The sequence below is a fragment of the Stenotrophomonas sp. KH_029 genome, from assembly GCF_057839765.1.
This window is the reverse complement of sequence record NZ_CM174498.1, coordinates 3,003,058-3,024,831: the sequence shown is the minus strand read 5'-3', so window position 1 is coordinate 3,024,831 and position 21,774 is coordinate 3,003,058. Positions and strand designations below refer to the sequence as shown.

Genomic DNA, 21,774 nt, shown 5'->3' with positions numbered 1-21,774 from the left:
TCGGTATCTACAACCGGCGTGGCACGCCGCATCAGCCGTCGCCCTGGATGCCGCCTGGCGCCAGCGACGGGTCGCGCCAGCGCCTCACGGTGCGCTGGAAGAACATGTTGTTGGGAATCTGCAGCACGGTGCCTTCATGGCCGCCGTCGGTTTCCTGCAGGGTGGTGTAGATCAGGTTGATGTCGATCACCCGGCCCTTGAGCCCGGGTTTTTCGCCGTTTTCCAGCACCTCGATGTAGTCGTGCAGGCGGAACGGGCGGGTGGTGAGGATCAGCAACGTGCAGAAGATGTTGGACAGCACGCTCCACGCGGCGAAGAACGCCACCGCGCCGACCGCGGCAAACCCGGTGAAGGCGGTCCAAAGTACCGATGCCGAGACGCCCAGGATGCTCAGCACCACCAGCAGCACGGTGAAATACACCACGAAGCTGAAGACGCGGCGCGCCCCGATCATCATTTCCGGCGGCAGGGTGTAGTGCTCGCCGAGGCGGCGGATCAGCCGGCGTGCGATCAGGCGCAGCAGCCAGGCGGCCAGCAGGGTCAGCAGGATCTGCAGGGCAGGTACCCCGTAGTGCAGCCAGTCGTGGGTCCAGGCGGGCAGATGGTCTTTCATGGGAAGCGCGGTTCCTTGCAGCGATGGTGCCGATATCGCACCCATCTTAATGCGCGGCGCACTACCGTGTGGGCAACGCCTGGAACAGCGGCTGCGACTGCAGTGCGGCCAGCAGCCGCGAGGCGCACAGCGGTGCGTGTTGCCGGTACTGCACGCACAGGTCCGGGTGCGGCTGCAGCGGCACGCGCAGGCTCAGCGGGCTGCCGGGCAGGGTGCAGGCATTGGCCAGCGAGAGCAGCAGGGCTAGGCAATGGGTGGGCATGGCGGACTTCCTTGGCGGCTGCACGGGGGCGACAGGGATTGGATGCGCGCTGCATGGAAAAGGTTTAGAGCCGGCCCCCGCCCCGGTGCCGGGTCGGTTTAAACCTTTTCGATCGACCCGGCATCCAAGGGATATGCTCGATGCCACCATGCCCGCCAGCCGCACCCCGACCGAGGCCGACCCGACCGACGACCATGCCCTGGTGCGCGCGGCGGTGGCCGGTGACGTGACGGCCTACGAACGGATCTACCGCCGCCATTCCCCGCGGATGTATGCCGTGCTGTGGCGGCTGTGCGGCGGCCATGCCGCACGCGCCGAGGACGCACTGCAGGACGCGTTCCTGCAGGCCTGGCGCGCGTTGCCGGGGTTTCGTTTCGACAGCAGCCTGGGCACCTGGCTGCACCGGCTGGGCGTCAATGCGGCACTGATGGAACTGCGCGCCAACGCCACCTGGCAGGCCTGCGATGCCGGCGAGGAAGGCTGGGACAGCCTGGCTTCGCTGGCGGCGGTGGACCGTTGCGCGGGCACCGTGATGGATCTGGAACGCGCGCTGGAGACCTTGCCGCCGCGCGCGCGGGCGGTGCTGGTGCTGCACGATATCGAAGGCTGGAAACACCAGGAGATTGCCGACCAGCTGCAGATGGCGGTCGGCAGTTCCAAGGCTCAGTTGCACCGTGCGCGTGGCTTGTTGCGCGCACGTCTGGGAGAACACGCATGAACGAATTTGAAGACCACGACCACGACCACGATGCGCTGCAGGCGCGCCTGCGCAGCCTGCCGGCGCAGCGGTTGCCGCCGGCGCGGGTATGGCAGGGTATCGCCGCGCAGTTGCCGGCGGCCGCGCGTGCGCCATTGACGGTAGTACCGCCGACGCGTGCGCCACGGCGCTGGCCGTTGCGCGTGGGGCTGGGCCTGGCGGCGGGGTTGGCGTTGTTGATGGTGGTGCCGATGCCGGCGCCGCAGTCGCCGCCGCCGACCCTGGTACAGCGCCAGGCCGATGCGCTGGCGCTGGAATACCAGCAGGCGATGGCCTCGCTGCCGGCCGCACAGGTGGCCGGCGACTGGCAGCCGGCGCTGCGGGAACTGGACAGCAGCGCCGACCACATCCGCGCGGCCATCGCTGAAAACCCCCGTTCGCGCTATCTGCTCGAACAACTGCAGCGCACCTATGCGCTGCGCCTGCAACTTACCCAGCAAGCGGTGATGACTGCTGCTGGCATGCCATCGTGAAGGAGATTCCCATGCACCATTCGCTGCGTCTGATTGCTGTTCTGGGCCTGTTGCTGCCGCTGGCGGCGCAGGCCGATACCCGCGTGGATGCGCGCGCGCCACTGGGCGCGGGGGGGCGGGTGGAGGTGAGCAATATCGCCGGCAAGGTCAGCGTGCGCGGGTGGGACCGCAACGAGGTCCAGCTCAGCGGGTCGATGGCCGATGGCCTGCAACTGAAACAGGACAAGAGCGCCAACCGGGTGCGTTGGGAGGTGGTGTATCCACGCGGCCGCAGCAATGGCGGGGCGACATTGGAACTGCGCGTGCCGCGGGCGGTGGAGGTGCAGCTGGGCACGGTCAGCGCGGACATCGAGGTGGCCGATGTGGATGTGCGGCGGCTGCAGGCCACGGCGGTCAGTGGCGGGATCGTGGCGGCCGGGCGCAGCGCGGAGACGGCACTGAGCTCGGTCAGCGGCAGTATCCGCTCGCAGGTGCAGACGCCGCGGCTGGACCTGCGTGCGGTCAGCGGCCGGATCCAGGCCGGCGGCGGGGCATCGGGCGAGGTGACGGCCGAGACGGTGTCGGGCAGCATCCGGGTGGATGCCGGGCGGGTGCAGCGACTGTCGGCCGAGGCGGTTTCGGGCAGTGTCGAGGTGGCCGCCAGCGGGTTGGCGCCGGGCGGCAAGGTGTCGTTGCAGACGGTCAGCGGGGCGATCACGCTGAAGCTGCCGCGCACGGTGTCGGCGCAGTTGGCGGTGAAGACGTTCAGTGGCGGCATCCAGTCCGATACAGGCCAGGTGGAGAAGCCGCGCTATGGGCCCGGCCGCAGCCTGGATACCCGGCTGGGCGGCGGTGACGGCGATATTTCGATCAACGCACACTCGGGCAGCGTGCGGGTGGAGCTGGGCGGCCGCTGAGTGCGGCCACCGCACCGGCGCAAGGCCGGTGCGGACGGCTGCGGCGTCAGCCGGCTCTCTTCAGTGCCAGGGTATTGCCCAGCACTTCGATCTTGCCACCACTTTTGCGGAACGCGGCCAGGTCGGCTGCGATGCTGGCGCTGTTGACGGCCGTGTTGGAACCCTGCTTACGGTCGACGCGAACGGTGTTGCTTGCCTTGGGGGAGGTCTTTGGCGAACGGGCCATGGATGCTCCTGTCATGGATGGATCGTGGAAAAGATCGTCGACAGGTCGTGCTGTTGTCGACGGTAGTCCTGCCGCACCAGGCGGCAGTCATCGCCGCCCATGTCAAACTGGCGGCAGATCGCGGGGCGCTGGGTGTAGATGGTGCAGCGCAGATGGTAGGGGTCGATCGCCGCGCACCAGCCTTCGTCATTGCGCGCCATCACGGTGCGGCCGTTCTCGTCGGTGTCCAGCAGGTAGCCGGGCACGTTGTCGTCGGGCATCACGGTGACCGACAGCCGGCAACAGACTGCGTCACAACGGCGGCAGTCGATGGGGTCGGGTTCGGCAGCGGAAACTGGGGCTGGTACAACCAGGCGTTCGCCCAATCGAATCTCTCATTGTGGCTCGGGGACTACGTGCTGGGAGCGAGCCGGATCACAGCGTAAAAACGATCCCGGCGCCTGGGACGAATCCGGAAGGCGGCAGCATCGAAAAGGATGGTGGCCTGTACGAGGCCCGATGACATGCGCATTGCGCATTGAAGCGGAAAGATGATAGCGCTTTTGGCGTAACGTTTTGTTAATGCTGGACCTTCACAGGGCTGAAAGCCTTGTAACAGCAGGGCTTGCGCTGCTCCTGCAGTGTTCTAGATAAGGGCTGAAGTACCGCAAAGCAAGGGCCCAGCCCAGTGCCGAGGCTGGGTTGCCTGGGGCTGGGTCGGCGTGGCTGGGCCGTCGGGACACGCCGTAAACCCGTCCATGGGGGCTTGGCGAAAACTTGCTCGCATGCGCTTTCCTGCGCATGCGGCAAGGCCAGGGTTGGGCGTCCTGCCCAACCCGTCCGGCATATACGCCGGACCCATGTTTTCGACAGTCCCGCCAACCCAGCCACGCCGCCCCTGCTACGGCTGGCTGGTGCGCACAAAAAAGTCAAAGGCACGCTGCGTAGTGCCGGACGCTGCAAGGTTGCCAGTGGCTGGGCCGGACCGGACCGCAGAGCGGGGTTTACGGCGTGTCCCGGAAACCCACACGTCCCGACCCAAGCCAGAGAAACCGTCAGTCCGGTGTTTGATTCACGCCTTCAACAAGAAGCGGCCGCCCACGCCAACCCGTGCACCACGCCGAACGACGGGTTCCCGCGTACCAGCGTCGAGCCCGGGAATGCCGCGGCCACCGCGTCCTGCAGATAGCCGGCGCGCGACATGCCGCCGGTGAGGAACACCGCGGCCGGGTCGTGGCCGATGTCGGCGCGGACCTGTTCCAGCAGGCTGCCCAGTTCGCCCAGGTAGCCTCCGGCGGCGGTTTCCAGCCGCGCGCGGTCGACCTGCACGGCCAGCCCGCGCTCGATGAAGTCCAGGTTGCTGTCGTGCCCGGCTGCGCTGCTCAGCGCGATCTTGCACTGTTCCACTTCACGGTACAGCCGCGCGGTGTTGCCGGTGTCCTGCAGCGCCTGCAGGCGCTTGCCCCAGGGCGCATCGACATCGCGGTAGTTGTACTGGCGGAAATCGCGCTGGCGGGTCATGTCCTGCACCATCGCCGCTTCCACGTAGTGGTGGTTGGGCACGCGGCTCACGCCACGGCCCAGCAGCGGCATGTAGCCGCCCAGGCTCAGCGCCAGGTCGATGTCGGTACCGCCGCGCGCGATGCCCCAGGCGCGGTGGATCTTCGGGGGCTGCTGGCCGCCCACGCGCGCATGGGCGATGTCGGTGGTGCCGCCGCCGATGTCCACCACCACCGCGTCGTGTTCCTGCGCGCTTTCGGCGTGGTAGTGCATCGCCGCGGCGGCCGGTTCCTCGAGGAAATCGACATCGTCAAAGCCGGCGGCGATCGCGGCGGTGTGCAGGATGTCCAGCGCCTGGTCGTTGCCGGCCGCGCCGATCGAACTGCGGAACTGCACCGGCCGGCCCAGGGTGGCGGTGCGCACCGGCTGCTCCAGCTGGCGCGAGGCGGTCAGGCGGATGTGTTCCAGGATGTGGGTGGCGATGCCGGTGATGGTCTGGCGCGCGCGCGGGTGCAGGTTGTAGCCCAGCATCGACTTGGGGCTCTGCACCAGGTTGCCCTCGTTCTCCTCGAAATAGGCTTCCAGCGCCTCGTCGCCGTATACCGCGTTCTGCAGCAGTTTGGTCGAGCTCAACGGCGCGCGCATCTGCTCTTCCATCCACTGCCGGCGCACCACCCGCAGCGCCTCGCGGCGCAGCGCGTCGGGCGCGCGCTCCTGGCCGGCGGCACGCGCGTCGCGCGCGGCGGCCTCGATCAGGCGGGCCAGGTCGTGCTCCAGCGCCGGGGTCAGTGCGAAGTCATTCGGGTCGCGCATCACTTCGGGAAAGTACACGGTGGTGCGGAACTGCTGGGCCTGGCCGAACTGGATCGGCACCACGCGGCCGTCGACCACCGCGGCGGCGGCGGAGTTGCTGGTGCCAAAGTCGATGCCGATCTTCATGCGGGGCCGGGACGCCGGTCTGGGGGGCGCGCACTTTGCGGCAAGCCGCCGGCCGGTGCAAGGGCCATGCGGGTGGGCGGTTACAATGGGGGCTGTTCAGTATCCCAAGGCTTCGTCATGTCCACCGCTCCCGTCTGTCCGCAATGCACCCTGGAAAATACCTATGCCGATGGCGCGCTGTGGATCTGCGCCGACTGCGGCCATGAGTGGACCGGCGCCGAGGCCGGTGGGCAGGACGTGGTGGTCCGCGACAGCAATGGCAATGTGCTGGCCGGCGGCGACACGGTCACGGTGATCAAGGACCTGAAGGTCAAGGGCTCCTCGATCCCGCTCAAGCAGGGCACGGTGATCCGCAACATCCGCCTGGTCGAGGACGATGCCGAGCATATCGAAGGCAACTCGGACAAGATCAAGGGCCTGGTGCTGAAGACCTGCTTCCTAAAGAAGGCCTGAGCCTTTCCTGGCACGGCTCAGTTGGCCGCGGCGCTGCGCTGGCGCCAGCGTTGCAGGCTGTCCAGCTTGGCCTGGTAGCGCGCCTTGAGCACGTCGGCGTTGTCGCCGGCCAGGTCGCGCGCACGGGTCATTTCGGATGAGGCCCGGCGGTTTTCGCCGGCCAGGAAGTAGGCCCGTGCCAGCCCGAAGTGGAACTGGTGCGCGCTGTCATACAGCCGGACCGCGCGCTGGTAGTAGTGGATGGCCTGGGCGTAGTCGTGGCGCTGTTCGGCCTGGTTGCCAAGCTGGAACTGCACGAACGGGTCGCTGCGCTGCACCTGCTCCAGGCGCCGGGCCAGCTGCGCGGCCTGGGCGGTGTCGCCCATCCGGCGGAACAGGGCGCTGGCATTGGTCAGGCTGGCGGCATGCCGCGGGTGCAGCTGCAATGCGGTCAGGTAGTCCTGGCGGGCCTGGGCCAGGTTGCCCAGGCGGGTCTCCAGCACGCCCAGGTTGCTCCAGCCGGCCACGAAGTCCGGCGCCAGCGCCAGCGCCTGCTGCAGGTAGGCGCGCGCCTGGCCGGTATCGCCGGCGGCCATGCTGGCCGCGCCGCGGTTGTTGTAGAAGTGCGCCAGGGCGCGCTGCGCCGGGATCGGGCGGGGACCGTAGCGGTCGTAGAGCACGTTGCGGTCCAGGTCGACCACCGCGTCGCGGCCGTTGAGCATGATGCCGGCATTGACGTGGCCAACGCTGTAGATCACGCCCTGGTCCTGGTGCCAGCTCACCACCTGGGCCACTTCCTGCACGCGCGCATCGATCCCGGCCGCACGCGCCAGGGTCACAAACAGCAGGGTGAAGGACAGGCAGTTGGCACGCCCGGTCTGCCAGGTTTCGGTCAGGGTGTTGGTGGCATACGGGTCGTATTCCAGGTGCATGCCCTGCTCGTCGAAGATCAGCTGCAGCAGCCGCTGCAGGCGTTGCTCGCGCGAGGCGCCGGGGGCGATCACCCGTTGCTGCAGCAGGGCCTGCAATGCCGGCGGCACGGCCAGGATCTGTTCGGGGGTGGGCAGGGTGGTGGCGGTGGTCGGCGCTGTGGCGGCGGTGGGCTGCACGGTGGCGGCCGGGACGCTGGCCGAGGCGGCCAGGCCGGCCAGCAGGGCCAGGGCTTTCCAGGCGGACATGATGATCACCTCGCAGCGTGCCGGGCCGTTGGTAGGTCCAGTCTAGGCCGATGCCGGGCCACTGGCGCGCCGCTCATCGGCGTATCGGGCCATCCACAGCCGGTGTGGATCAGCCATGGGCAAAGTTGTGGACAAGTGCGTGCACGCCCCACCGGGCAGGCCTTCGCGGCCACTGGTGAAAAAATCGTCAACGAACCAGCGGCAGCGCCGCTTGTCAGCCGACGATGTCCGGGCCAATGATGGTCCATGCGCTTTGAACCGATTCCCCTGCCGGCCGGCCTGGTCGCCGAACTGGAAGCCGCCTACGCGATGCCGCCGCGGGCGTACCACAACTTCGCCCACGTGCAGGCGGTGCTGCAGCATTGCCAGGCGGTTGCCGAGGGCCCGGGGTGGCGGCAGCCGGCGGAGGTGCAACTGGCCGCGCTGTACCACGATGCGGTCTACCAGGCCGGCCGCAGCGACAACGAGGCGCGCTCGGCCGACCTGGCCGCCGCGGCGATCGCGCGCTGGTTGCCGGGGCAGGGCATCGACGTGGCGCGGGTGGTGCAGCTGATCACCCTGACCGCCCGCCACGGCGCCCTGTCGGCAGCCGAGGTCGACGCCGATGCGGCGTTGTTCCTGGATTGCGACATGGCCATCCTCGGCGCGCCGGCGGCGGTGTTTGATGCCTATGACCGCGGCATTGCCGAGGAGTATGCCGGGCACGTGCCCGGCTTCCTGTTCCGGCTCAACCGGCGCCGTTTCCTGAAACAGCTGCTGCTCAAGCCGCGGATCTTCCTGAGCGAGTTCTTCCACCAGCGTCTGGACGCGGCGGCACGGGCCAACCTGCGCCGACGGATCGCCTGAGCCGTTGTCTGGCTACACTAGTGCCGTGACCGTCTTTCCCCTGCCCATGTCCGCGCCCGTCCCCGTCCCCGTCCCCGTCCCCGTCCCCGTCCCCGATCCCGGCCCCGCCTCCGATCCGCGCCCGCAGCCGCCGCAAGAACCCGGCCCCAGCGAGTGCTGCGGCAGCGGTTGCCCGTTGTGCGTGCTGGACCTGTACAGCGACGAGCTGCAGGCCTACCGCGCGGCACTGGCGGCGTGGAAACTGCGCCATCCCGAGGCCGGCGGCTGAGCCCTGGGGATGCCGCGCCCGATGCCGCCGCCCGCCGCTGCCCGCTGGTCGCCCCGTTTGCAGGGCACCCTCGCCCTGGTCACGCTGCTGGCGCTGCTGCTGTTCGTGGCCACCGCCGCATGGACGCAATGGGCCCGCGCCGACCTGGACCCGGTACGGGCCACGCTGAGCCTGTACCTGCACGGCCCCTGGGGGTTGGCGTTGCGTACCGCCTATTGCGTCCTGGCGCTGGCGATCGCGCTGCTGGCCGGGTCGTTGTACGCCGGCAGTGCGTCGCCGCGGCGCAGCGCGGCTGCCCCGCTGCTGTTCTGCGTGGCCGCGCTGGGCTTGGCCACGGTGGCGATCGGCGACAGCTGGCTGCCTGGGCGCGCTCCGCTGCTGGCCCCGCTGGTGCACGGGCTGGCGGCCAATACCGCGTTCATGTGCGTGAGTGTGGCGATGCTGCTGCAGAGCTGGTACCTGCGTGCCGACCCGCAGTGGTCGCGCTGGGCCGGTCTGGCCTGGGGCTGGGCCTGGCTGTGCTTCGTGTTGCTGTGGCTGCATGTGTTGTGGCGTGGGCCGCCACGCGGGGCCGGGCAGAAGCTGGTGATCGCGATGGTGGTGGCGTGGCTGGCGGCGGTGGCGCTGCAGTGCTGGTGGCAGGCGCGGCGCGCACGGCGCTGAGGCGTTGCGGCCACGGCGTGTACATGCCGTGGGCGGGCGACCGGCGTATCGTGGCGGGACTTACAGAGGATGCGTGACGATGCGGCGAGCCAGTGTGGGTGCGGTGCTGGGGCTGGTGATGGGCGGGCTGGCGACGGTGGCCGGCGCGGCACCGGTGACGCAGGTCAGCCATGGGCGTTTCCAGGACATTCCGGTGTACCTGCCGGCCGGCCACCCGCAGCGGGTGGTGGTGTGGTTCGACGGCGGCGGCGAACGGGCGCGTACGCAGCAGCGGATCGAGGCGCTGCAGGCGCAGGGCGCGCTGGTGGCCCAGGTCGATGTGGCCCGGTTGCGCAAGGTGCTGGCGCGCGAACGCAGCGGCGACTGCGCGTTCGGTGCCGGCGATGTGGAGAATTTTTCGCGCTATTTCCAGGCGTTCCTGCATGTGCCGGGTTATCACCTGCCGCTGATCGGCGGTGATGGCCAGGGCGCCGGGTTGGCCTATGCGGTGGCCGCGCAGGCCGACACCCAGGTGTTTGCCGGGTTGCTGACCACCGGCTTCTGCCCGGACCATGCGCGCCAGCGCGAGGTCTGCGGTGCCGGCAGCAGTCACGGCCGGTTGCTGCCGGCCGAGTTGAACTTCCCCTGGCTGGACGCGGCCGGCGGCGAGCATTGCGCAGCCGGCAGTGCGGCCGCGTTCGTGCGCAAGGTGGCGATGGGGCGGCAGTTCCAGCGTACCGATGGCGGCGATGCGTTGCCCGGGCTGCTGGCCGCAGCGCAGGTGATCGGTGCGCAGCAGGGGGTGAGCCTGGCGCCGCCCCCGGATGACCTGAAGGGCCTGCCGGTGGTGGAGGTGGCGCCGGCCAAGCCGGGCGATACGTTTGCGATTTTCGTCTCCGGCGACGGTGGCTGGGCCGGCCTGGACAAGGAAGTGGCCGCGGCGCTGGGCGAGGCGGGGGTTGCGGTGGTCGGGGTGGATTCGCTGCGCTATTTCTGGACCGCGCGTACGCCGCAGGGGTTCGCGCGCGATCTGGAGCGGATCATGCGGCACTACAGCCAGCAGTGGCAGCGCAAGCGGGTGGTGCTGGTGGGGTTTTCGCAGGGGGCCGATGTGCTGCCGGCGGCGATCAACCAGATGTCGCCGGCGGCGCGCGGGAGCGTGGCGATGATCGGGTTGATGTCGGTGGGCAGGAACGCCGACTACGAGTTCCATGTCAGCAACTGGCTGGGCGGTGGCGGCGATGGCACGCCGATCGCGCCGGAGATCGCCCGGCTGCCGGCGGGCAGGACGCTGTGCCTGTACGGCCAGGACGATGGCGATGCGTTGTGCCCGTCCTTGCCGGCGGGCAATGCGCAGGTGATCAGCTTGCCGGGCGACCACCATTTCAAGGGCGACTACGATCGCCTGGCGCGGACGTTGCTGGAGCAGTTGCAGCAGCGTTGAAGCCCGGGCTGTCGTCGTCGCGCCACGGCATCGTCGTTGCCGCCCCTCAATCGTGGCGGCGCGGATCCAGCGAGATCAGGCGGGTGGCGTCGAGCAGGGCGGCGGGCAGGTGGACGCCGCCGGGGGCGGCCAGGTAGCGTGCGCGCCACTGTGGGGCGAACTTGGACTTGAAACGGCGCAGGCCACTGAAACCGTAGAAGCGTTCGCCGTGGCGGGCAACCAGGTTGGCAAAGCGGTTCCAGCGGCCGGCCAGGCGGTGCTGGGCCAGGCCGGACAGCGGCGCCATGCCCAGCGAGAAGCGGTGGAAGCCGTTGGCGCGGCCCCACAGGAACAGTTCGATGAACAGAAAATCCATGGTGCCCTTGGGCGCATCGTCGATGTGCCGCATCAGGTCCACCGACAATTCCTGCCCGGCCGGTGCCTGCCACAGGTTGGCGAAGGCGACGATACGGTCGTTCGCTTCCACCAGTGCCACCGGGAAGCGCGCCAGGTACTGCGGATCGAAGCTGCCCAGCGAGAAGCCCTTTTCGTCGCCGGCCTTGTCGTCCAGCCATTGCTGCGAGATCAGCGACAGCGCCGGCAGCAGCGCCGGTACTTCCTCCGGTGCGGCCACGCGGAAACTCAGCCCGCCGCGCTTGCCGCGGTTCCAGGCCTGGCGCAGGTCGGCGCGTTCGCGTCCTTCCAGGCCGAAATCCTGCAGCGGCACCATCGCTTCCTCACCGAGCTTGACCAGGGTCAGGCCCAGGTCGAGGTAGGTCTGCCAGTAGGCTTCACCGACCTGGTAGAACACCGGGCGCAGGCCGAGCCGGTCGGCTTCCTCGCGGAAGCGCCAGATCAACGCGCGCGCCACCTCGGGCGGGCCGACCGGATCGCCCATCGCGATCAGCGAACCGCCGTAGCGCTGCATCATCACAAAGCCGCGATTGTCCGGGTCGCGCAGCACGGCCTTGTCGGCGGTCAGCACCAGGCAGGCCTGGGTATCGTGCGCGGCAAGCAGAATCGGAGCCAGTGCATCCAGGGTCGGGGCATCGGCCGGCGGCAACGGGCTGCGCGTGCTGTGCAGCAGCCGGGCCAGGCCGAAGATGGTCAACGCGATGGCTACCACCAGCAGCGCACGCAGTGCACGCGGTGCATTGCCCTGCGCGGCGAACTGCCACCACAACTCGTTCTGGTATTCGACATGGCTGTAGACGAAGAACAGCAGCCAGATCACCGCCACCAGCACCAGGCCCAGGTTGCGGATCCAGGGCCACGACCAGGCTTCATCGAGCAGCGCGCCCTGGCGATAGAACTCGCGGCGCGAGGCCCACAACGCCATCGCTACCAGCAACGCCGACAACGCGATCAATACCTGGCCGCCGCGCAGCCAGATCGGCAAGGGCGCAATCACGCAGATGCCCAGTGCCAGTATCCAGGCGGCATGGCTGCGCCGCTGCAGGCCCTGGCCGATCAGCAGCAAGGCCACGCCGGCCAGGCTGCCGAGCAGGTGCGAGGTTTCCAGGACCGGCAGCGAGGCGTTGACCAGGTGCCGGCGCGGGGTGGGCAGGGTGCCGTCGATCACCAGCGCCGCGCCCACGCTGAACACCGCCAGCGCGATGATCTGCGGCAGCCATGGGCGCAGTGCGGTCCAGCCGGCGCGGGTGGCGCCGGCACCGATCCGCAGCGGCTTGCGCATCGCCGGGCCCAGCGCCAGCAGTGTGGCCAGCAGCAGCGGCAGCACGTAGTAGGTGACCCGGTAGATCAGCGCGGCGGCCAGTACCGCTGCCGGCGCCACCTGCGGCAGCAGCTTGAGCAGGCTCCATTCGAACACGCCCAGCCCGGCCGGCACGCTGGAGACCAGGCCGGCCAATACCGCCACCAGGTACAGCCCGACAAAGCCGGGCAGGCCGGTGGGGGTGTCCATCGGCAGCAGCACGTAGAACGCCGCGCTGGCCAGCACCAGTTCGACCACGCTCAGCGCGGTGACCCCGAGCATGGTGCGGCGGTCCGGCAGCCACAGGCTGTGGCGGCGGACCTGGAAGCTGCGGCCATCGCGACCGACCGCCAGCCAGGTGCCCAGGTAGGCGAGCAGGCCGACGATGCCGGACACGCGCACCGCCTGCACCGACACCGGCAGGGCCAGCGCGGCGGCACCGGGTTCGAGCAGGAAGGCCAGTGCCAGCAGCAGCCAGGCGCCGAACACAAAGCCCAAGGTACTCATCAGCACCACCTGGCCGATCTCGCCCAGCGTCAGGCCGGCGCCGCCGTAGCCGCGCAGGCGGACCGCGCCGCCGGTGAGGGCGGCAAAGCCCAGGGTCTGGCCGATGGTGTGGGCCAGGAAGGCGGTGATGCCGATCCGCGCAGGATGCAGGCGCTTGCCGCTGCGCCGCAGCCCGACCGCGTCAAACCCGATCAGGCAGGCGTAACTGGCCAGGCCCAGCAGCACGGTCAGGGCGATCTGGCCGGCACCCAGATGGCGGAACGCTTCGCGGATGGCGCGGTACCCGTGTTCGTCGAACTCGCTGGCCAGGCCGCGCAGGGCAAGGGCCAGGATCGCCAGGCTGAAAACCACGGTGGCGGCGCGGCGCCAGCCGACGCGGGCCGGGGCGGGAGCGGGGGTTGGTTCGGTCATCGGTACAGCATGCTCCGGGGGCGGGCGATGAGGAAGTAAAGGCGGGCGTGGCTGCCCGTGCGCGCGCATCGTGCGCCTGATGCCGGCACTTGCCAAGGGTGCGCCGCTGCGGCGTTGGCTGCCGGCAAGGGCACGCGCCGGCTGCATCGGTGACAATGCAGGTTCACCCAGAGGAGTATCGCCATGTTGGAACGTTTCGATGTCGGCCCGCGCATGTCCGAGATGACCGTGCACAACAAGGTTGCCTATCTGTCCGGGCAGATCCCGGAAGACACCAGCCAGGACATCACCGGCCAGACCCGGCAGGTGCTGGCCGAGATCGACAAGCTGTTGGCGCTGGTGGCCAGCGACAAGCAGCACATCCTGCGTGCGGAAGTATTCCTGGCCGACATCAACGATTTCGCCGGCATGAACGCCGCGTGGGACGAGTGGGTAGTGGCGGGAATGACGCCGGCGCGCGCGACGGTGGAAGCCAGGCTGGCCGATGCGAGCTGGAAGGTGGAAATCGTGGTGACCGCGGCGTTGCCGTAACGGTCGGCGACGGCAGCCGGGCAGGGCCGCGCCACGGCAACCGATGGGCGCCGTGGCGCTCGACGCACCGCCATGCGCCCATGCGTCACCGCTCTCGCGGTGCACGTAGCGCCGGGCTCTGCCGCGCCACGGGAACCGATGGGCGCCGCGATGCTTGACGCATCGCCATGCGCCCATGCGTCACCGCTCTCGCGGTGCATGTAGCGCCGGGCTCTGCCCGGCTGCCCGCCGGCCATGCAGATTCAACAGCAGCCGGGCAGAGCCCGGCGCTACGGGCGTGTGCCGCGATCAACGTCCGGCGTTACGGGACCGGCGCTGCGATCAACGTCCGGCGTTACCGGGCGGGCGCTGCGATCAACTCGATGCAATCCACCGGACACGGTGGAATGCACAGCTCGCAGCCGGTGCACAGATCGGCGATGACGGTGTGCATGTACTTGGCACCACCGACGATGGCGTCCACCGGGCAGGCCTGGATGCACTTGGTGCAGCCGATGCAGTCCGCTTCGACGATCAGCGCGACCTGGGCGGGCTTGTGTTCACCGCGGCTGCGGTCGAACGGGATGGCGGCCACGCCGAGCACGTGCGCCAACGCGCGTGCGCCGTCATCGCCGCCGGGCGGGCAGCGGTCCACGCCGGCCTCGCCGCGGGCCATCGCGTCGGCATAGGGGCGGCAGCCGTCGAAGCCGCACTGGCCGCATTGGGTCTGCGGCAACAGGCGGTCGAGGCGTTCGATCAGGGCAGGGCTGGGGTTGGGCATGCGTGGCGTCGGCTGCGCGGGAACACTATTTTTTGAGGGGTTTGCCGCGATACCAGCGGTCATGGGCGAGCGCGAGTATCGGTCGGTCTTCGCTGCTGTCGCCATAGGCGTGGATGCGCTGGTAGCGTGACAGATCGTAGCGTCGGCGGATGTGTTCGACCTTGCGCGGGCCACAGTCGCCGTCGGCGTAGCGGCCGGTCAGGCGCCCGTCGCGGCTTTCCAGCCGGTTGCAGATCAGCTCCAGCCCCAGCGATTGGCACCAGGGGCGCAGGTACAGGTCCAGCGAGCCGGACACGACCACCACGGTATGGCGTTGCTGCAGGTGCCAGCGGATCTGTTCGAGCATCTGCGGGCGCACCAGGTCGGGCAGCACATCGCGCGCGTAGCCGGCGGCCTGGGTGGCGATATCCTCGGCGTGGCGGTTGCCCAGGGTCAGCCGGGTGACGCGGGCGCGGATGCGTTCGGGTGAGATCAGCTTGAGCCGGTAGGCCAGCAGCCACGGCCCCACCTTCCACCAGGCCCGGGCAAGTTGCTCGGGCGTGGCCACGCGGCGCAGGAAGCGGCCATAGGTGTCGCAGGTGGTGATCGTATGGTCGAAATCGAACAGTGCCAGTTCCACGCCCGCTCCTCCTTGCCGATGGACAGGGCGGAGCGGCGCTGCGGCCGCCCCGCCGCCGCGCTCAGCGGACCGGCATGCCCGGCTGGGCGCTGCTGTCGGCATCGAGCAGGGCCAGCGCGCCGCCGTCGAAACCGGCCGACAGGATCATGCCTTCGCTCAGGCCGAAGCGCATCTTGCGCGGGGCTAGGTTGGCGATGAAGACCACGCTGCGGCCGACCAGCTTTTCCGGCTCGCCATAGCTGGCGCGGATGCCGGAGAAGATCTGGCGCTTGCCCAGTTCGCCGGCGTCCAGTTCAAAGCGCAGCAGCTTGTCCGAGCCGTCCACGAATTCGCAGGCCAGCACCTTGCCGATGCGCAGGTCGAGCTTGGCGAAGTCGTCGATGTCGATGTAGGCCGGGCCATCGGTGGCCGCCGGAGCAGCGGCCGGTGCGGGCGCCGGCTTGGCGGGTTTGGCCGGCGCGGGGGCGGGGGCGGCGAGGGTGTCCTTGGAGGCGTCGGTCATGGCGTCAATCATTTTCGGGTCGATACGGGTGAACAGCGGGGCGTACACGGCGATGGTGTGCGCGGTGAGCGGGCGGGCGATGTCGGTCCAGTCCTGCACCGGGGCGGCCAGGAAGGCTTCGGCCTGGGCGGCGGTGGCCGGCAGTACCGGCTTGAGCGCGGTAACCAACACCCGGAACAGGTTCAGGCCCTGGGTGCAGACCGATTGCAGCTGGGCGTCGGCGCCGTCCTGCTTGGCGATCACCCATGGCTTCTGGTCGTCGATGTAGCGGTTGGCTTCGTCGGCCAGGGCCATGGTCAGGCGCACGGCCGCGGCCGGATCGTTGCGCTCGTAGGCCTCGCGGATGGGCGCCAGGGCGGCGACGAAGCGGTCGTACTGGGCGGCATCGGGCAGCGCATCGGCGAGGCGGCCGTCGAAGCGCTTGCTGATGAAGCCGGCGCAGCGGCTGGCCAGGTTGACGAACTTGCCGACCAGGTCGGCGTTGACGCGCGCGATGAAGTCGCCCAGGTTGAGGTCGAGGTCTTCGACGCCGCCGCCGGACTTGGCGGCGAAGTAGTAGCGCAGGGCTTCGGCTTCAAGGCCGGCGTCGAGGTAGGTGCGGGCCATGACGAAGGTGCCGCGCGACTTGGACATCTTGGCGCCGTCGACCATCAGGTAGCCGTTGACGTGCAGGCGGGTCGGCGCACGGTGGCCGGTGCCGTGCAGGACGGCCGGCCAGAACAGGCCATGGAAGTTGACGATGTCCTTGCCGATGAAATGATGCAGTTCCGTGCTGGTGCCGGCGCGCAGGTGGGCGTCGAAGTCCTCGCCGTTGCGGTCGCACAGGGTCTTGAAGCTTGAGAGGTAGCCGATCGGGGCATCGAGCCAGACGTAGAAGTACTTGCCGGGCTGGCCGGGGATTTGGAAACCGAAGTAGGGCGCGTCGCGGGAGATGTCCCAGGCGCGCAGGCCGCCCTCGGCGTTGAGCCATTCGCCGAGCTTGGCCTTGACGCCGGGCAGGGCGACGTCGCCGGCCAGCCATTGGCGCAGGAAGGCGTCGAAATGGCCGACTTCGAAGAAGAAGTGTTCGGAGTCGCGCAGTTCCGGGGTGGCGCCGGAGATGACCGAGCGCGGATCCTTGAGTTCGGTGGGGGCGTAGGTGGCGCCGCAGACTTCGCAGTTGTCGCCGTACTGGTCCGGGCTGCTGCACACCGGGCAGATGCCCTTGATGTAGCGGTCGGGCAGGAACATGCCCTTGGCCGGGTCGTAGAACTGGGCCACCGAGCGGCGCGAGATGTGGCCTTCGGCCTCGAGCTTGAGGTAGAAGGCTTCGGTCAGCGCCTTGTTGGCCGCCGAGTTGGTCGAGTCGTAGTGATCGAAGGCAACGCCGAAGGCGGCGAAATCGCGCTCGTGGCTGGCCTGGATGTTGGCGATGAAGGTCTCGGCGGTCACTCCGGCCTTTTCGGCGGCGAGCATGATCGGGGTGCCGTGGGTGTCATCGGCGCAGACGAACCAGGTTTTGCCGCCGCTCATTCGACGCGCGCGCACCCAGATGTCAGCCTGGATGTAGCCGACCAGATGGCCCAGGTGCAGCGGGCCGTTGGCATAGGGCAGGGCGGTGGTGACGAGAGCGGTGCGGGTCATGGTCTGCGTTGTTGCTTTGGGGACCGGGGATTATCGCATGGAGGGGGTGGGCGCCTGCGGCGGGCTTTTTTTTCGAAGCCGTAGCCAAGGCCAGGGCCGGAGCCAAAGCCAAAGCCTAGACCGGTCTGCTGGGGGAGGGCTGGGGTGGGTGAGGCCGCGGGGCACGCTGCAAGTCCCGCTCCGCGGCCCGGCCCAGCCGCCGGCGGCTGGGCGTTCGAGCGCATGCGAGGCAGTGCCTCGCAAGCAATGCGCCCTCACCCATGTAAGCTCCGCCACCGCTTTGCCGTGTATGCAGTCCTGCATACACGGCAAAGACCGGGGCTGAGCGTCCTGCCCAGCCCGTCCGACGCATGCGTCGGACCCATGCGGTGGAGGGCCCCGCAACCTCACCCACCCCAGCCCTTCCACAGTTGGCTGGTGTGCAAGGGAAAGGACCGGGCGGGGCGGAAGCTGAAGGGACCGGACCTAACCGGGCCGAAATGGATCGAACCGAACGGAACCGAACCGAGCTTCTGCCTGCCGAAGCCGGAGCCAGGACGGTTTGGTTCGGGTTGTGGGGGAGTTGAAATGCAAAAGGCCGAAGCGGCGCAGCCGCTTCGGCCTTCTTCTTCTTCTCGGCCACACCGTAGCAATGACTAGCTAAAGCAATGACTAGCTAAAACAGCGCCAAATTACTCGCGCACCCAGGTCTGCGAGCGGCAGATGAAGGCGATGCAGCCGGAGACGTCCAGTTTGGCGCCGCCGGTCTGCAGCTTGGCCTTGGACTTGTAGGTCTTGCCGTTGCCCGGGTCCAGGATGGTGCCGCCGGACCAGGCGTTGGCGCCGTCGGCCTTGAGGTTCCACAGGATGGTCATGCCCTTGACCGGCTTGTTCTTGTTGGCGCCCTCGCAGCCGTCGCAGACCGGGTTGGGGCCCTTGTCCGAATGCAGGATGTCGACCACCTTGCCGGTCAGGGTGCCGTTGGCGGCCTGGGTGATTTCCACGATCGACTTCACCTTGCCGGTCTTGTCGTCGATGGTCTTCCAGCGGCCGACCGCACCGTCGGCGGCGCTGGCCGAAAGCGCGGCCAGCATCAGCGGCAGGGCCAGCAACAGGGTCTTGAAGGTCTTGCGCATGTTCCCCTCCCAGGGATGTCCGTGAATGCCGGCGCAGGTGGCCGGTACAGGCCGACTGTATACCCATTCGGCGGGGTATGGGCAATGCCGGGCCGCCGGTCGCGGCGGGCCGGAAGGCCGGGTCAGAGGATCTCGTACAGCTCCAGCGGCAGCCCGTCCGGGTCGGCGAAGAAGGTGAAGCGGCGGCCGGTGTATTGGTCGGTGCGGATCGGCTCGCAAGCAACATCGGCCGCGGCCAGGCGGGCGATCATCGGTTCCAGTGCGGCCACGCGGAAGGCCAGGTGGCGCAGGCCCTGGGCTTCGGGGCGGCTGGGCCGGGGCGGCGCGCCGGGGAAGGAGAACAGCTCCAGCTGGCTGCCGTCGGGCAGGGCCAGGTCGAGCTTCCATGAGTCGCGCGCGGCCCGGTAGTTTTCGTCGAGCACGCGCAGACCGAGGATGCGCGTGTAGAAGTCCTTCGAGCGTGCGTAGTCGGCGCCGATCAGCGCGACGTGGTGTACGCCCAGCAGCAGTGGGGTGGGAGGGTTCATTGCAGGGCGTCCAGCCAGCGCCGCGCGATCTGCAACGCCAGCGGGTAGGGGGCGGGGTCGTTGCGGTTGGTCAGCACGATCACGGTAAGGCGCTGCCCGGGATAGCGCAGGATCACATTGCGGAAGCCGATGCTCTCGCCGCTGTGCCACTGCGCCTGGCCGTTGAGGCGCCAACCGAACCCGTAGAACGGCACGTCCGGTTCGTCGGTGGCGGTGGCCGGGGAGAACGCCTGCTTCAGCGACGAGGCCTTCAGCAGGCGCTGGTCGTACAGCGCCGCATCCCACCGGGCCAGGTCGTCGAGTGAGGAATAGATGCCGCCATCGCCGAGCACGGCACTGGTCGGGCTCTGGTCGGTGCGCTGCCAGCGTCCATCGGCCTGGCTGTAGCCATAGGCGCGGCGTGCCACCTCGTCCACGCCGTCCTGGTGCGCCACGGTGTCGCGCATGCCCAGCGGCAGGAAGATGCGCTCGCGCAGGAAACCGGCGAAACCGGTGCCCGATGCCTTGCCCACCACCAGCGCCAGCAACGCATAGCCACTGTTGCTGTAGCGGTAGGCGCTGCCCGGGGCGAAATAGGTGCGGTCCTGGGTTTCCAGCAGGTGCAGCACGTCGCTGTCGTGCACCTGCGTAGTGGCACCGGGCGCCATCAGGTCTTCATAGTCGAGCAGGCCGCTGGTGTGGCTGAGCAGCTGGCGCAGGGTAATCGCATCGGCCGCCGCCGGCAGCGACGGCAGCCAGCGCTTGAGCGGGTCATCCAGGCCGAGCTTGCCGTCCTCGGCCAACAGCAGGATGGCCGCGGCGGTGAACTGCTTGCTGACCGATGCCAGGCGGAAGTTGGTCTGCGCGGTCACTGCGGTGCGGTCTTCGACCACGGCCAGCCCATAGCCGCGGCGGAACACCGGCTGGCCATCGTGCAGCACCAGCACCGCCGCGCCCGGCACCTGGCCGTCGTAGCGCTGCAGCAGGGCGTCGATGCCCGGGTCCGGCGGCGACAGCACCGGCGCGGCCCAGGCGCTGCCGGCGCCGAGCAGGCCGATGCACATCACCCCGATCCAGTACCGCCGACGAACAGGAACGTGCATGGCCGGCTCCTTTGCCGATCAGGGCGTGGCGGTCGGCGCGGCGGGTGCCGCGCCGGTCTCGCTGGCGATCCAGCGGGTGATCTTGGCATCCAGGATGTCCAGCGGCATCGACCCGTCGTGCAGCACTTGCTCATGGAAACGGCGCGGGTCGAAGCGCGCGTCCAGGGCCGCCTTGGCGCGGTCGCGCAGCTGGATCATCTTCAGTTCGCCCAGCCCGTTGGGCAGGGTCTGCCCGGGCAATGCCATGAACCGCTCGACTTCGGCGTTGGCATCCTCGGTGGGCATGTCGGTGGTCTTGACCAGGTAGTCCACCGCCTGGCGCTTGCTCCAGCCCAGCGCGTGCACGCCGGTATCGGCGGACATGCGCGCGGCACGGGTCAGCGCCGCCTGCAGGTAACCGATGCGCTCGTAAGGGTCCTGGTAGACGCCCAGTTCCTCGCCCAGCGATTCGGCATACAGGCCCCAGCCTTCGATGAAGGCGATGTCGCCGCCCAGGCGGCGGAAGCGCGGCAGCTTGTCCAGTTCCTGCTGCAGGCCCAGCTGCACATGGTGGCCGGGAATGCCTTCATGCAGGAACTGCATCGGCGCCGACCAGCGGCGGCGGCTGGGCAGGTTGCCGGTGTTGACGTACAGGATGGCCGGTCGCATGCCGTCGGGCAGCGCCGGCTGGTAGCTCACCGCTGCCGCGCTGGCGGCGCGCTCAGGCTCGACCGCACGGATCTCCAGCGCGGCCTTGGGCTGGGTGCCCAGCAGCGCCGGCAGGCGCCCACCGACCTGGCCCTGCAGCTGTTTGTAGCGCGCCAGCAGCGCATTGGCATTGGCGTACTGGAAGTTCTTGTCGGTGCGCATGCTGCGCAGCACCTTCTGCTGCGAGCCGCGGATCCGGTTGTCCTTGAGGATGCCGGCGATCTGCGCCTGCAGGCTGGCCACGCGCTGTTCGGCCAGGGTGTGGATCTGCTGCGCGTCCAGCGTGGAGGCGGTGCTCTGCACGATATTCTGGGTGTACCAGGCCTGGCCGTTGGGCAGCGCGCCCAGGCCGTCGCTGGCGCGGGTGGCCGGCAGGTATTCGGTGGCGATGAAGCCGCGCAGGGCGCGGTAGGCCGGCATGATCCGCAACTCGATCATGCGCTTGTATTCGGCGCTGATGCGCGCCTTGTCGGCGGCCGGCAGGTCTTCGGGCAGGTTGCGCACCGGCGCCCAGAAAATGCTTTCCTCGGCGCTGGGCTTGATCACCGCATCCAGCTGCGGCAGCACCTTTTCCATCAGGTCACGCGGCTGCACCACGCCGGCCGCCATGCCCTGGCGCATGTTGGCGATGGCCTGGTCGAACAGCGGCGCGATACCCAGCGAGCGCCGCGACCAGGCATCGTAATCCTGCACGGTGTTGAATGGCTGCGCGCCCGAGCCCGAGCCCAGGATCGCCATGATGCTGCCCAGGTTGTAGTACTGGCTGACCGGCAGCATCCAGCTGGGGAACTGTTCGGCGGCCAGCGACATGCGCGCATCGCGCACGAAGATCTGGTAGCTGAGCAGGTCCTGCCCGTCCAGGCCATCGGCGCCGATTTTCTCGACCTTGCCCAGCCATTCGATGGTGAAATCGTGCGATTGCTGGCGGTAGGCGGCCGAGAGGATGTTGGGCAACTGGTCGTTGTGCCGGGTGTCGCCCTGGAAGGTGGCCTGAAGCGGATTGAGCCGCATCGAGGCATCCCAGTATTCATCGTAGATGCGGTTGAGCTGGGCGGCCTTGCTCTGCTGGCGCACCAGCGGCTGCCGGGCCGGGGCGGCCGGACGCGCGCGCGGCCTGGCCTTGGGCTTGGCGGCCTGCCGGGTCTGCGCGGCGGCGGGCCGGTTGGCCTTCTTCTTGGCCGCTTCGGCCGGTGCGGCGGCACTGAAGATCAGCAAGGAGGCAATGGCAAGCGCCAGGGCGCGGGCGGGGTGGGGCATCGGCT

General features: G+C 69.0%; 23 protein-coding genes. 9 read left to right on the top strand and 14 right to left on the bottom strand.

Going from position 1 to position 21,774, the window contains the following annotated elements:
- Positions 1-31 precede the first annotated feature (31 nt).
- Together AC3ITM_RS13705 and AC3ITM_RS13700 are read right to left on the bottom strand one after the other, a co-directional pair.
- Positions 32-613, bottom strand: coding sequence for a mechanosensitive ion channel domain-containing protein (locus tag AC3ITM_RS13705; RefSeq protein ID WP_489265728.1), 582 nt, complete (start codon positions 611-613; stop codon positions 32-34).
- Between the two features lie 61 nt (positions 614-674).
- Entirely contained in the window at positions 675-875 is a 201-nt protein-coding gene (locus tag AC3ITM_RS13700) for a hypothetical protein (RefSeq protein ID WP_489265726.1), read from the bottom strand.
- Positions 876-1,008: 133 nt separating this feature from the next.
- Here AC3ITM_RS13700 and AC3ITM_RS13695 point away from each other — a divergent pair, with 133 nt between their 5' ends.
- The 3 genes from AC3ITM_RS13695 to AC3ITM_RS13685 are packed head-to-tail and all read left to right on the top strand — an operon-like array spanning position 1,009 to position 3,001.
- On the top strand, positions 1,009-1,593 hold the full coding sequence (locus AC3ITM_RS13695; RefSeq protein WP_489265724.1) for an RNA polymerase sigma factor: 585 nt from the start codon (positions 1,009-1,011) through the stop codon (positions 1,591-1,593).
- Positions 1,590-2,105, top strand: a complete 516-nt coding sequence (locus AC3ITM_RS13690) for a hypothetical protein (protein WP_489265722.1) — start codon at positions 1,590-1,592, stop codon at positions 2,103-2,105. The genes AC3ITM_RS13695 and AC3ITM_RS13690 overlap by 4 nt, the downstream gene beginning before the upstream one ends.
- Positions 2,106-2,116: 11 nt before the next feature.
- A complete protein-coding gene (locus tag AC3ITM_RS13685) occupies positions 2,117-3,001 on the top strand; it encodes a DUF4097 family beta strand repeat-containing protein (protein ID WP_489265721.1) in 885 nt (294 codons plus the stop codon).
- Between the two features lie 46 nt (positions 3,002-3,047).
- On the opposite strand, the gene AC3ITM_RS13680 is transcribed toward AC3ITM_RS13685, so the two are convergent.
- The 3 genes from AC3ITM_RS13680 to AC3ITM_RS13670 form a co-directional block, all read right to left on the bottom strand.
- Entirely contained in the window at positions 3,048-3,227 is a 180-nt protein-coding gene (locus tag AC3ITM_RS13680; protein ID WP_228884277.1) for a hypothetical protein, read from the bottom strand.
- A gap of 11 nt (positions 3,228-3,238) precedes the next feature.
- The gene (locus AC3ITM_RS13675) at positions 3,239-3,538 is read right to left on the bottom strand and encodes a YkgJ family cysteine cluster protein (protein WP_324250470.1); all 300 of its coding nucleotides are present in this window, start codon (positions 3,536-3,538) and stop codon (positions 3,239-3,241) included.
- Between the two features lie 748 nt (positions 3,539-4,286).
- The gene (locus AC3ITM_RS13670) at positions 4,287-5,645 is read right to left on the bottom strand and encodes an Hsp70 family protein (RefSeq protein ID WP_489265719.1); all 1,359 of its coding nucleotides are present in this window, start codon (positions 5,643-5,645) and stop codon (positions 4,287-4,289) included.
- Between the two features lie 117 nt (positions 5,646-5,762).
- Here AC3ITM_RS13670 and AC3ITM_RS13665 point away from each other — a divergent pair, with 117 nt between their 5' ends.
- Positions 5,763-6,098, top strand: a complete 336-nt coding sequence (locus AC3ITM_RS13665; RefSeq protein WP_489265717.1) for a zinc ribbon domain-containing protein YjdM — start codon at positions 5,763-5,765, stop codon at positions 6,096-6,098.
- A gap of 17 nt (positions 6,099-6,115) precedes the next feature.
- On the opposite strand, the gene AC3ITM_RS13660 is transcribed toward AC3ITM_RS13665, so the two are convergent.
- Entirely contained in the window at positions 6,116-7,255 is a 1,140-nt protein-coding gene (locus AC3ITM_RS13660; RefSeq protein WP_489265715.1) for a transglutaminase-like domain-containing protein, read from the bottom strand.
- A 246-nt stretch (positions 7,256-7,501) separates the two neighbouring features.
- On the opposite strand from AC3ITM_RS13660, the gene AC3ITM_RS13655 reads away from it, so the two are divergent.
- The 4 genes from AC3ITM_RS13655 (at position 7,502) to AC3ITM_RS13640 (ending at position 10,455) form a co-directional block, all read left to right on the top strand.
- The gene (locus AC3ITM_RS13655; RefSeq protein WP_489265713.1) at positions 7,502-8,101 is read left to right on the top strand and encodes an HD domain-containing protein; all 600 of its coding nucleotides are present in this window, start codon (positions 7,502-7,504) and stop codon (positions 8,099-8,101) included.
- A gap of 46 nt (positions 8,102-8,147) precedes the next feature.
- Positions 8,148-8,369, top strand: coding sequence for an oxidoreductase-like domain-containing protein (locus AC3ITM_RS13650; protein WP_489270110.1), 222 nt, complete (start codon positions 8,148-8,150; stop codon positions 8,367-8,369).
- 21 nt (positions 8,370-8,390) lie between these two features.
- Positions 8,391-9,032, top strand: a complete 642-nt coding sequence (locus AC3ITM_RS13645; RefSeq protein ID WP_489265711.1) for a DUF998 domain-containing protein — start codon at positions 8,391-8,393, stop codon at positions 9,030-9,032.
- Between the two features lie 79 nt (positions 9,033-9,111).
- Complete coding sequence (locus AC3ITM_RS13640; protein ID WP_228884284.1) at positions 9,112-10,455, top strand: virulence factor family protein; 1,344 nt, start codon at positions 9,112-9,114, stop codon at positions 10,453-10,455.
- Between the two features lie 46 nt (positions 10,456-10,501).
- On the opposite strand, the gene mprF is transcribed toward AC3ITM_RS13640, so the two are convergent.
- Complete coding sequence (mprF, locus tag AC3ITM_RS13635) at positions 10,502-13,066, bottom strand: bifunctional lysylphosphatidylglycerol flippase/synthetase MprF (protein WP_489265709.1); 2,565 nt, start codon at positions 13,064-13,066, stop codon at positions 10,502-10,504.
- 183 nt (positions 13,067-13,249) lie between these two features.
- Here mprF and AC3ITM_RS13630 point away from each other — a divergent pair, with 183 nt between their 5' ends.
- Positions 13,250-13,597 (top strand): RidA family protein, encoded by a 348-nt coding sequence (locus tag AC3ITM_RS13630; RefSeq protein WP_228884286.1) that lies wholly within the window; start codon positions 13,250-13,252, stop codon positions 13,595-13,597.
- 334 nt (positions 13,598-13,931) lie between these two features.
- Here the strand turns inward: AC3ITM_RS13630 and rnfB are convergent, their stop codons facing one another.
- The 7 genes from rnfB to AC3ITM_RS13595 form a co-directional block, all read right to left on the bottom strand.
- Complete coding sequence (gene rnfB, locus AC3ITM_RS13625; protein WP_228884287.1) at positions 13,932-14,357, bottom strand: Rnf electron transport complex subunit RnfB; 426 nt, start codon at positions 14,355-14,357, stop codon at positions 13,932-13,934.
- A gap of 25 nt (positions 14,358-14,382) precedes the next feature.
- A complete protein-coding gene (locus tag AC3ITM_RS13620; protein ID WP_489265706.1) occupies positions 14,383-14,976 on the bottom strand; it encodes an HAD family hydrolase in 594 nt (197 codons plus the stop codon).
- A 61-nt stretch (positions 14,977-15,037) separates the two neighbouring features.
- The gene (gene metG / locus AC3ITM_RS13615; protein ID WP_489265705.1) at positions 15,038-17,101 is read right to left on the bottom strand and encodes a methionine--tRNA ligase; all 2,064 of its coding nucleotides are present in this window, start codon (positions 17,099-17,101) and stop codon (positions 15,038-15,040) included.
- A 671-nt stretch (positions 17,102-17,772) separates the two neighbouring features.
- Positions 17,773-18,216 (bottom strand): DUF2147 domain-containing protein, encoded by a 444-nt coding sequence (locus AC3ITM_RS13610; RefSeq protein ID WP_489265703.1) that lies wholly within the window; start codon positions 18,214-18,216, stop codon positions 17,773-17,775.
- Between the two features lie 122 nt (positions 18,217-18,338).
- Positions 18,339-18,743 carry an SMU1112c/YaeR family gloxylase I-like metalloprotein gene (gene gloA2, locus AC3ITM_RS13605; RefSeq protein ID WP_489265701.1) on the bottom strand — a complete coding sequence of 135 codons (405 nt, stop codon included), beginning with the start codon at positions 18,741-18,743 and terminating at the stop codon, positions 18,339-18,341.
- The gene (locus AC3ITM_RS13600; RefSeq protein ID WP_489270109.1) at positions 18,740-19,786 is read right to left on the bottom strand and encodes a serine hydrolase domain-containing protein; all 1,047 of its coding nucleotides are present in this window, start codon (positions 19,784-19,786) and stop codon (positions 18,740-18,742) included. Before AC3ITM_RS13600 ends, gloA2 begins: the two co-directional genes overlap by 4 nt.
- A 57-nt stretch (positions 19,787-19,843) precedes the next feature.
- Positions 19,844-21,769: a DUF885 domain-containing protein gene (locus AC3ITM_RS13595; protein ID WP_489265699.1), complete on the bottom strand. Its 1,926-nt coding sequence runs from the start codon at positions 21,767-21,769 to the stop codon at positions 19,844-19,846.
- Positions 21,770-21,774: the final 5 nt, after the last annotated feature.

What these genes read in the sequence shown, in the direction of transcription:
- AC3ITM_RS13630 (WP_228884286.1), top strand. Translation starts at nt 13,250, where the DNA reads ATGTTGGAACGTTTCGATGTCGGCCCGCGCATGTCCGAGATGACCGTG.
- AC3ITM_RS13600 (WP_489270109.1), bottom strand. Translation starts at nt 19,786, where the DNA reads ATGTGCATCGGCCTGCTCGGCGCCGGCAGCGCCTGGGCCGCGCCGGTG.
- AC3ITM_RS13705 (WP_489265728.1), bottom strand. Translation starts at nt 613, where the DNA reads ATGAAAGACCATCTGCCCGCCTGGACCCACGACTGGCTGCACTACGGG.
- AC3ITM_RS13660 (WP_489265715.1), bottom strand. Translation starts at nt 7,255, where the DNA reads ATGTCCGCCTGGAAAGCCCTGGCCCTGCTGGCCGGCCTGGCCGCCTCG.
- AC3ITM_RS13650 (WP_489270110.1), top strand. Translation starts at nt 8,148, where the DNA reads ATGTCCGCGCCCGTCCCCGTCCCCGTCCCCGTCCCCGTCCCCGTCCCC.
- AC3ITM_RS13610 (WP_489265703.1), bottom strand. Translation starts at nt 18,216, where the DNA reads ATGCGCAAGACCTTCAAGACCCTGTTGCTGGCCCTGCCGCTGATGCTG.
- AC3ITM_RS13595 (WP_489265699.1), bottom strand. Translation starts at nt 21,769, where the DNA reads ATGCCCCACCCCGCCCGCGCCCTGGCGCTTGCCATTGCCTCCTTGCTG.
- AC3ITM_RS13680 (WP_228884277.1), bottom strand. Translation starts at nt 3,227, where the DNA reads ATGGCCCGTTCGCCAAAGACCTCCCCCAAGGCAAGCAACACCGTTCGC.
- rnfB (WP_228884287.1), bottom strand. Translation starts at nt 14,357, where the DNA reads ATGCCCAACCCCAGCCCTGCCCTGATCGAACGCCTCGACCGCCTGTTG.
- metG (WP_489265705.1), bottom strand. Translation starts at nt 17,101, where the DNA reads ATGACCCGCACCGCTCTCGTCACCACCGCCCTGCCCTATGCCAACGGC.
- gloA2 (WP_489265701.1), bottom strand. Translation starts at nt 18,743, where the DNA reads ATGAACCCTCCCACCCCACTGCTGCTGGGCGTACACCACGTCGCGCTG.
- AC3ITM_RS13665 (WP_489265717.1), top strand. Translation starts at nt 5,763, where the DNA reads ATGTCCACCGCTCCCGTCTGTCCGCAATGCACCCTGGAAAATACCTAT.
- mprF (WP_489265709.1), bottom strand. Translation starts at nt 13,066, where the DNA reads ATGACCGAACCAACCCCCGCTCCCGCCCCGGCCCGCGTCGGCTGGCGC.
- AC3ITM_RS13700 (WP_489265726.1), bottom strand. Translation starts at nt 875, where the DNA reads ATGCCCACCCATTGCCTAGCCCTGCTGCTCTCGCTGGCCAATGCCTGC.
- AC3ITM_RS13690 (WP_489265722.1), top strand. Translation starts at nt 1,590, where the DNA reads ATGAACGAATTTGAAGACCACGACCACGACCACGATGCGCTGCAGGCG.
- AC3ITM_RS13685 (WP_489265721.1), top strand. Translation starts at nt 2,117, where the DNA reads ATGCACCATTCGCTGCGTCTGATTGCTGTTCTGGGCCTGTTGCTGCCG.
- AC3ITM_RS13655 (WP_489265713.1), top strand. Translation starts at nt 7,502, where the DNA reads ATGCGCTTTGAACCGATTCCCCTGCCGGCCGGCCTGGTCGCCGAACTG.
- AC3ITM_RS13645 (WP_489265711.1), top strand. Translation starts at nt 8,391, where the DNA reads ATGCCGCCGCCCGCCGCTGCCCGCTGGTCGCCCCGTTTGCAGGGCACC.
- AC3ITM_RS13640 (WP_228884284.1), top strand. Translation starts at nt 9,112, where the DNA reads ATGCGGCGAGCCAGTGTGGGTGCGGTGCTGGGGCTGGTGATGGGCGGG.
- AC3ITM_RS13670 (WP_489265719.1), bottom strand. Translation starts at nt 5,645, where the DNA reads ATGAAGATCGGCATCGACTTTGGCACCAGCAACTCCGCCGCCGCCGCG.
- AC3ITM_RS13695 (WP_489265724.1), top strand. Translation starts at nt 1,009, where the DNA reads ATGCTCGATGCCACCATGCCCGCCAGCCGCACCCCGACCGAGGCCGAC.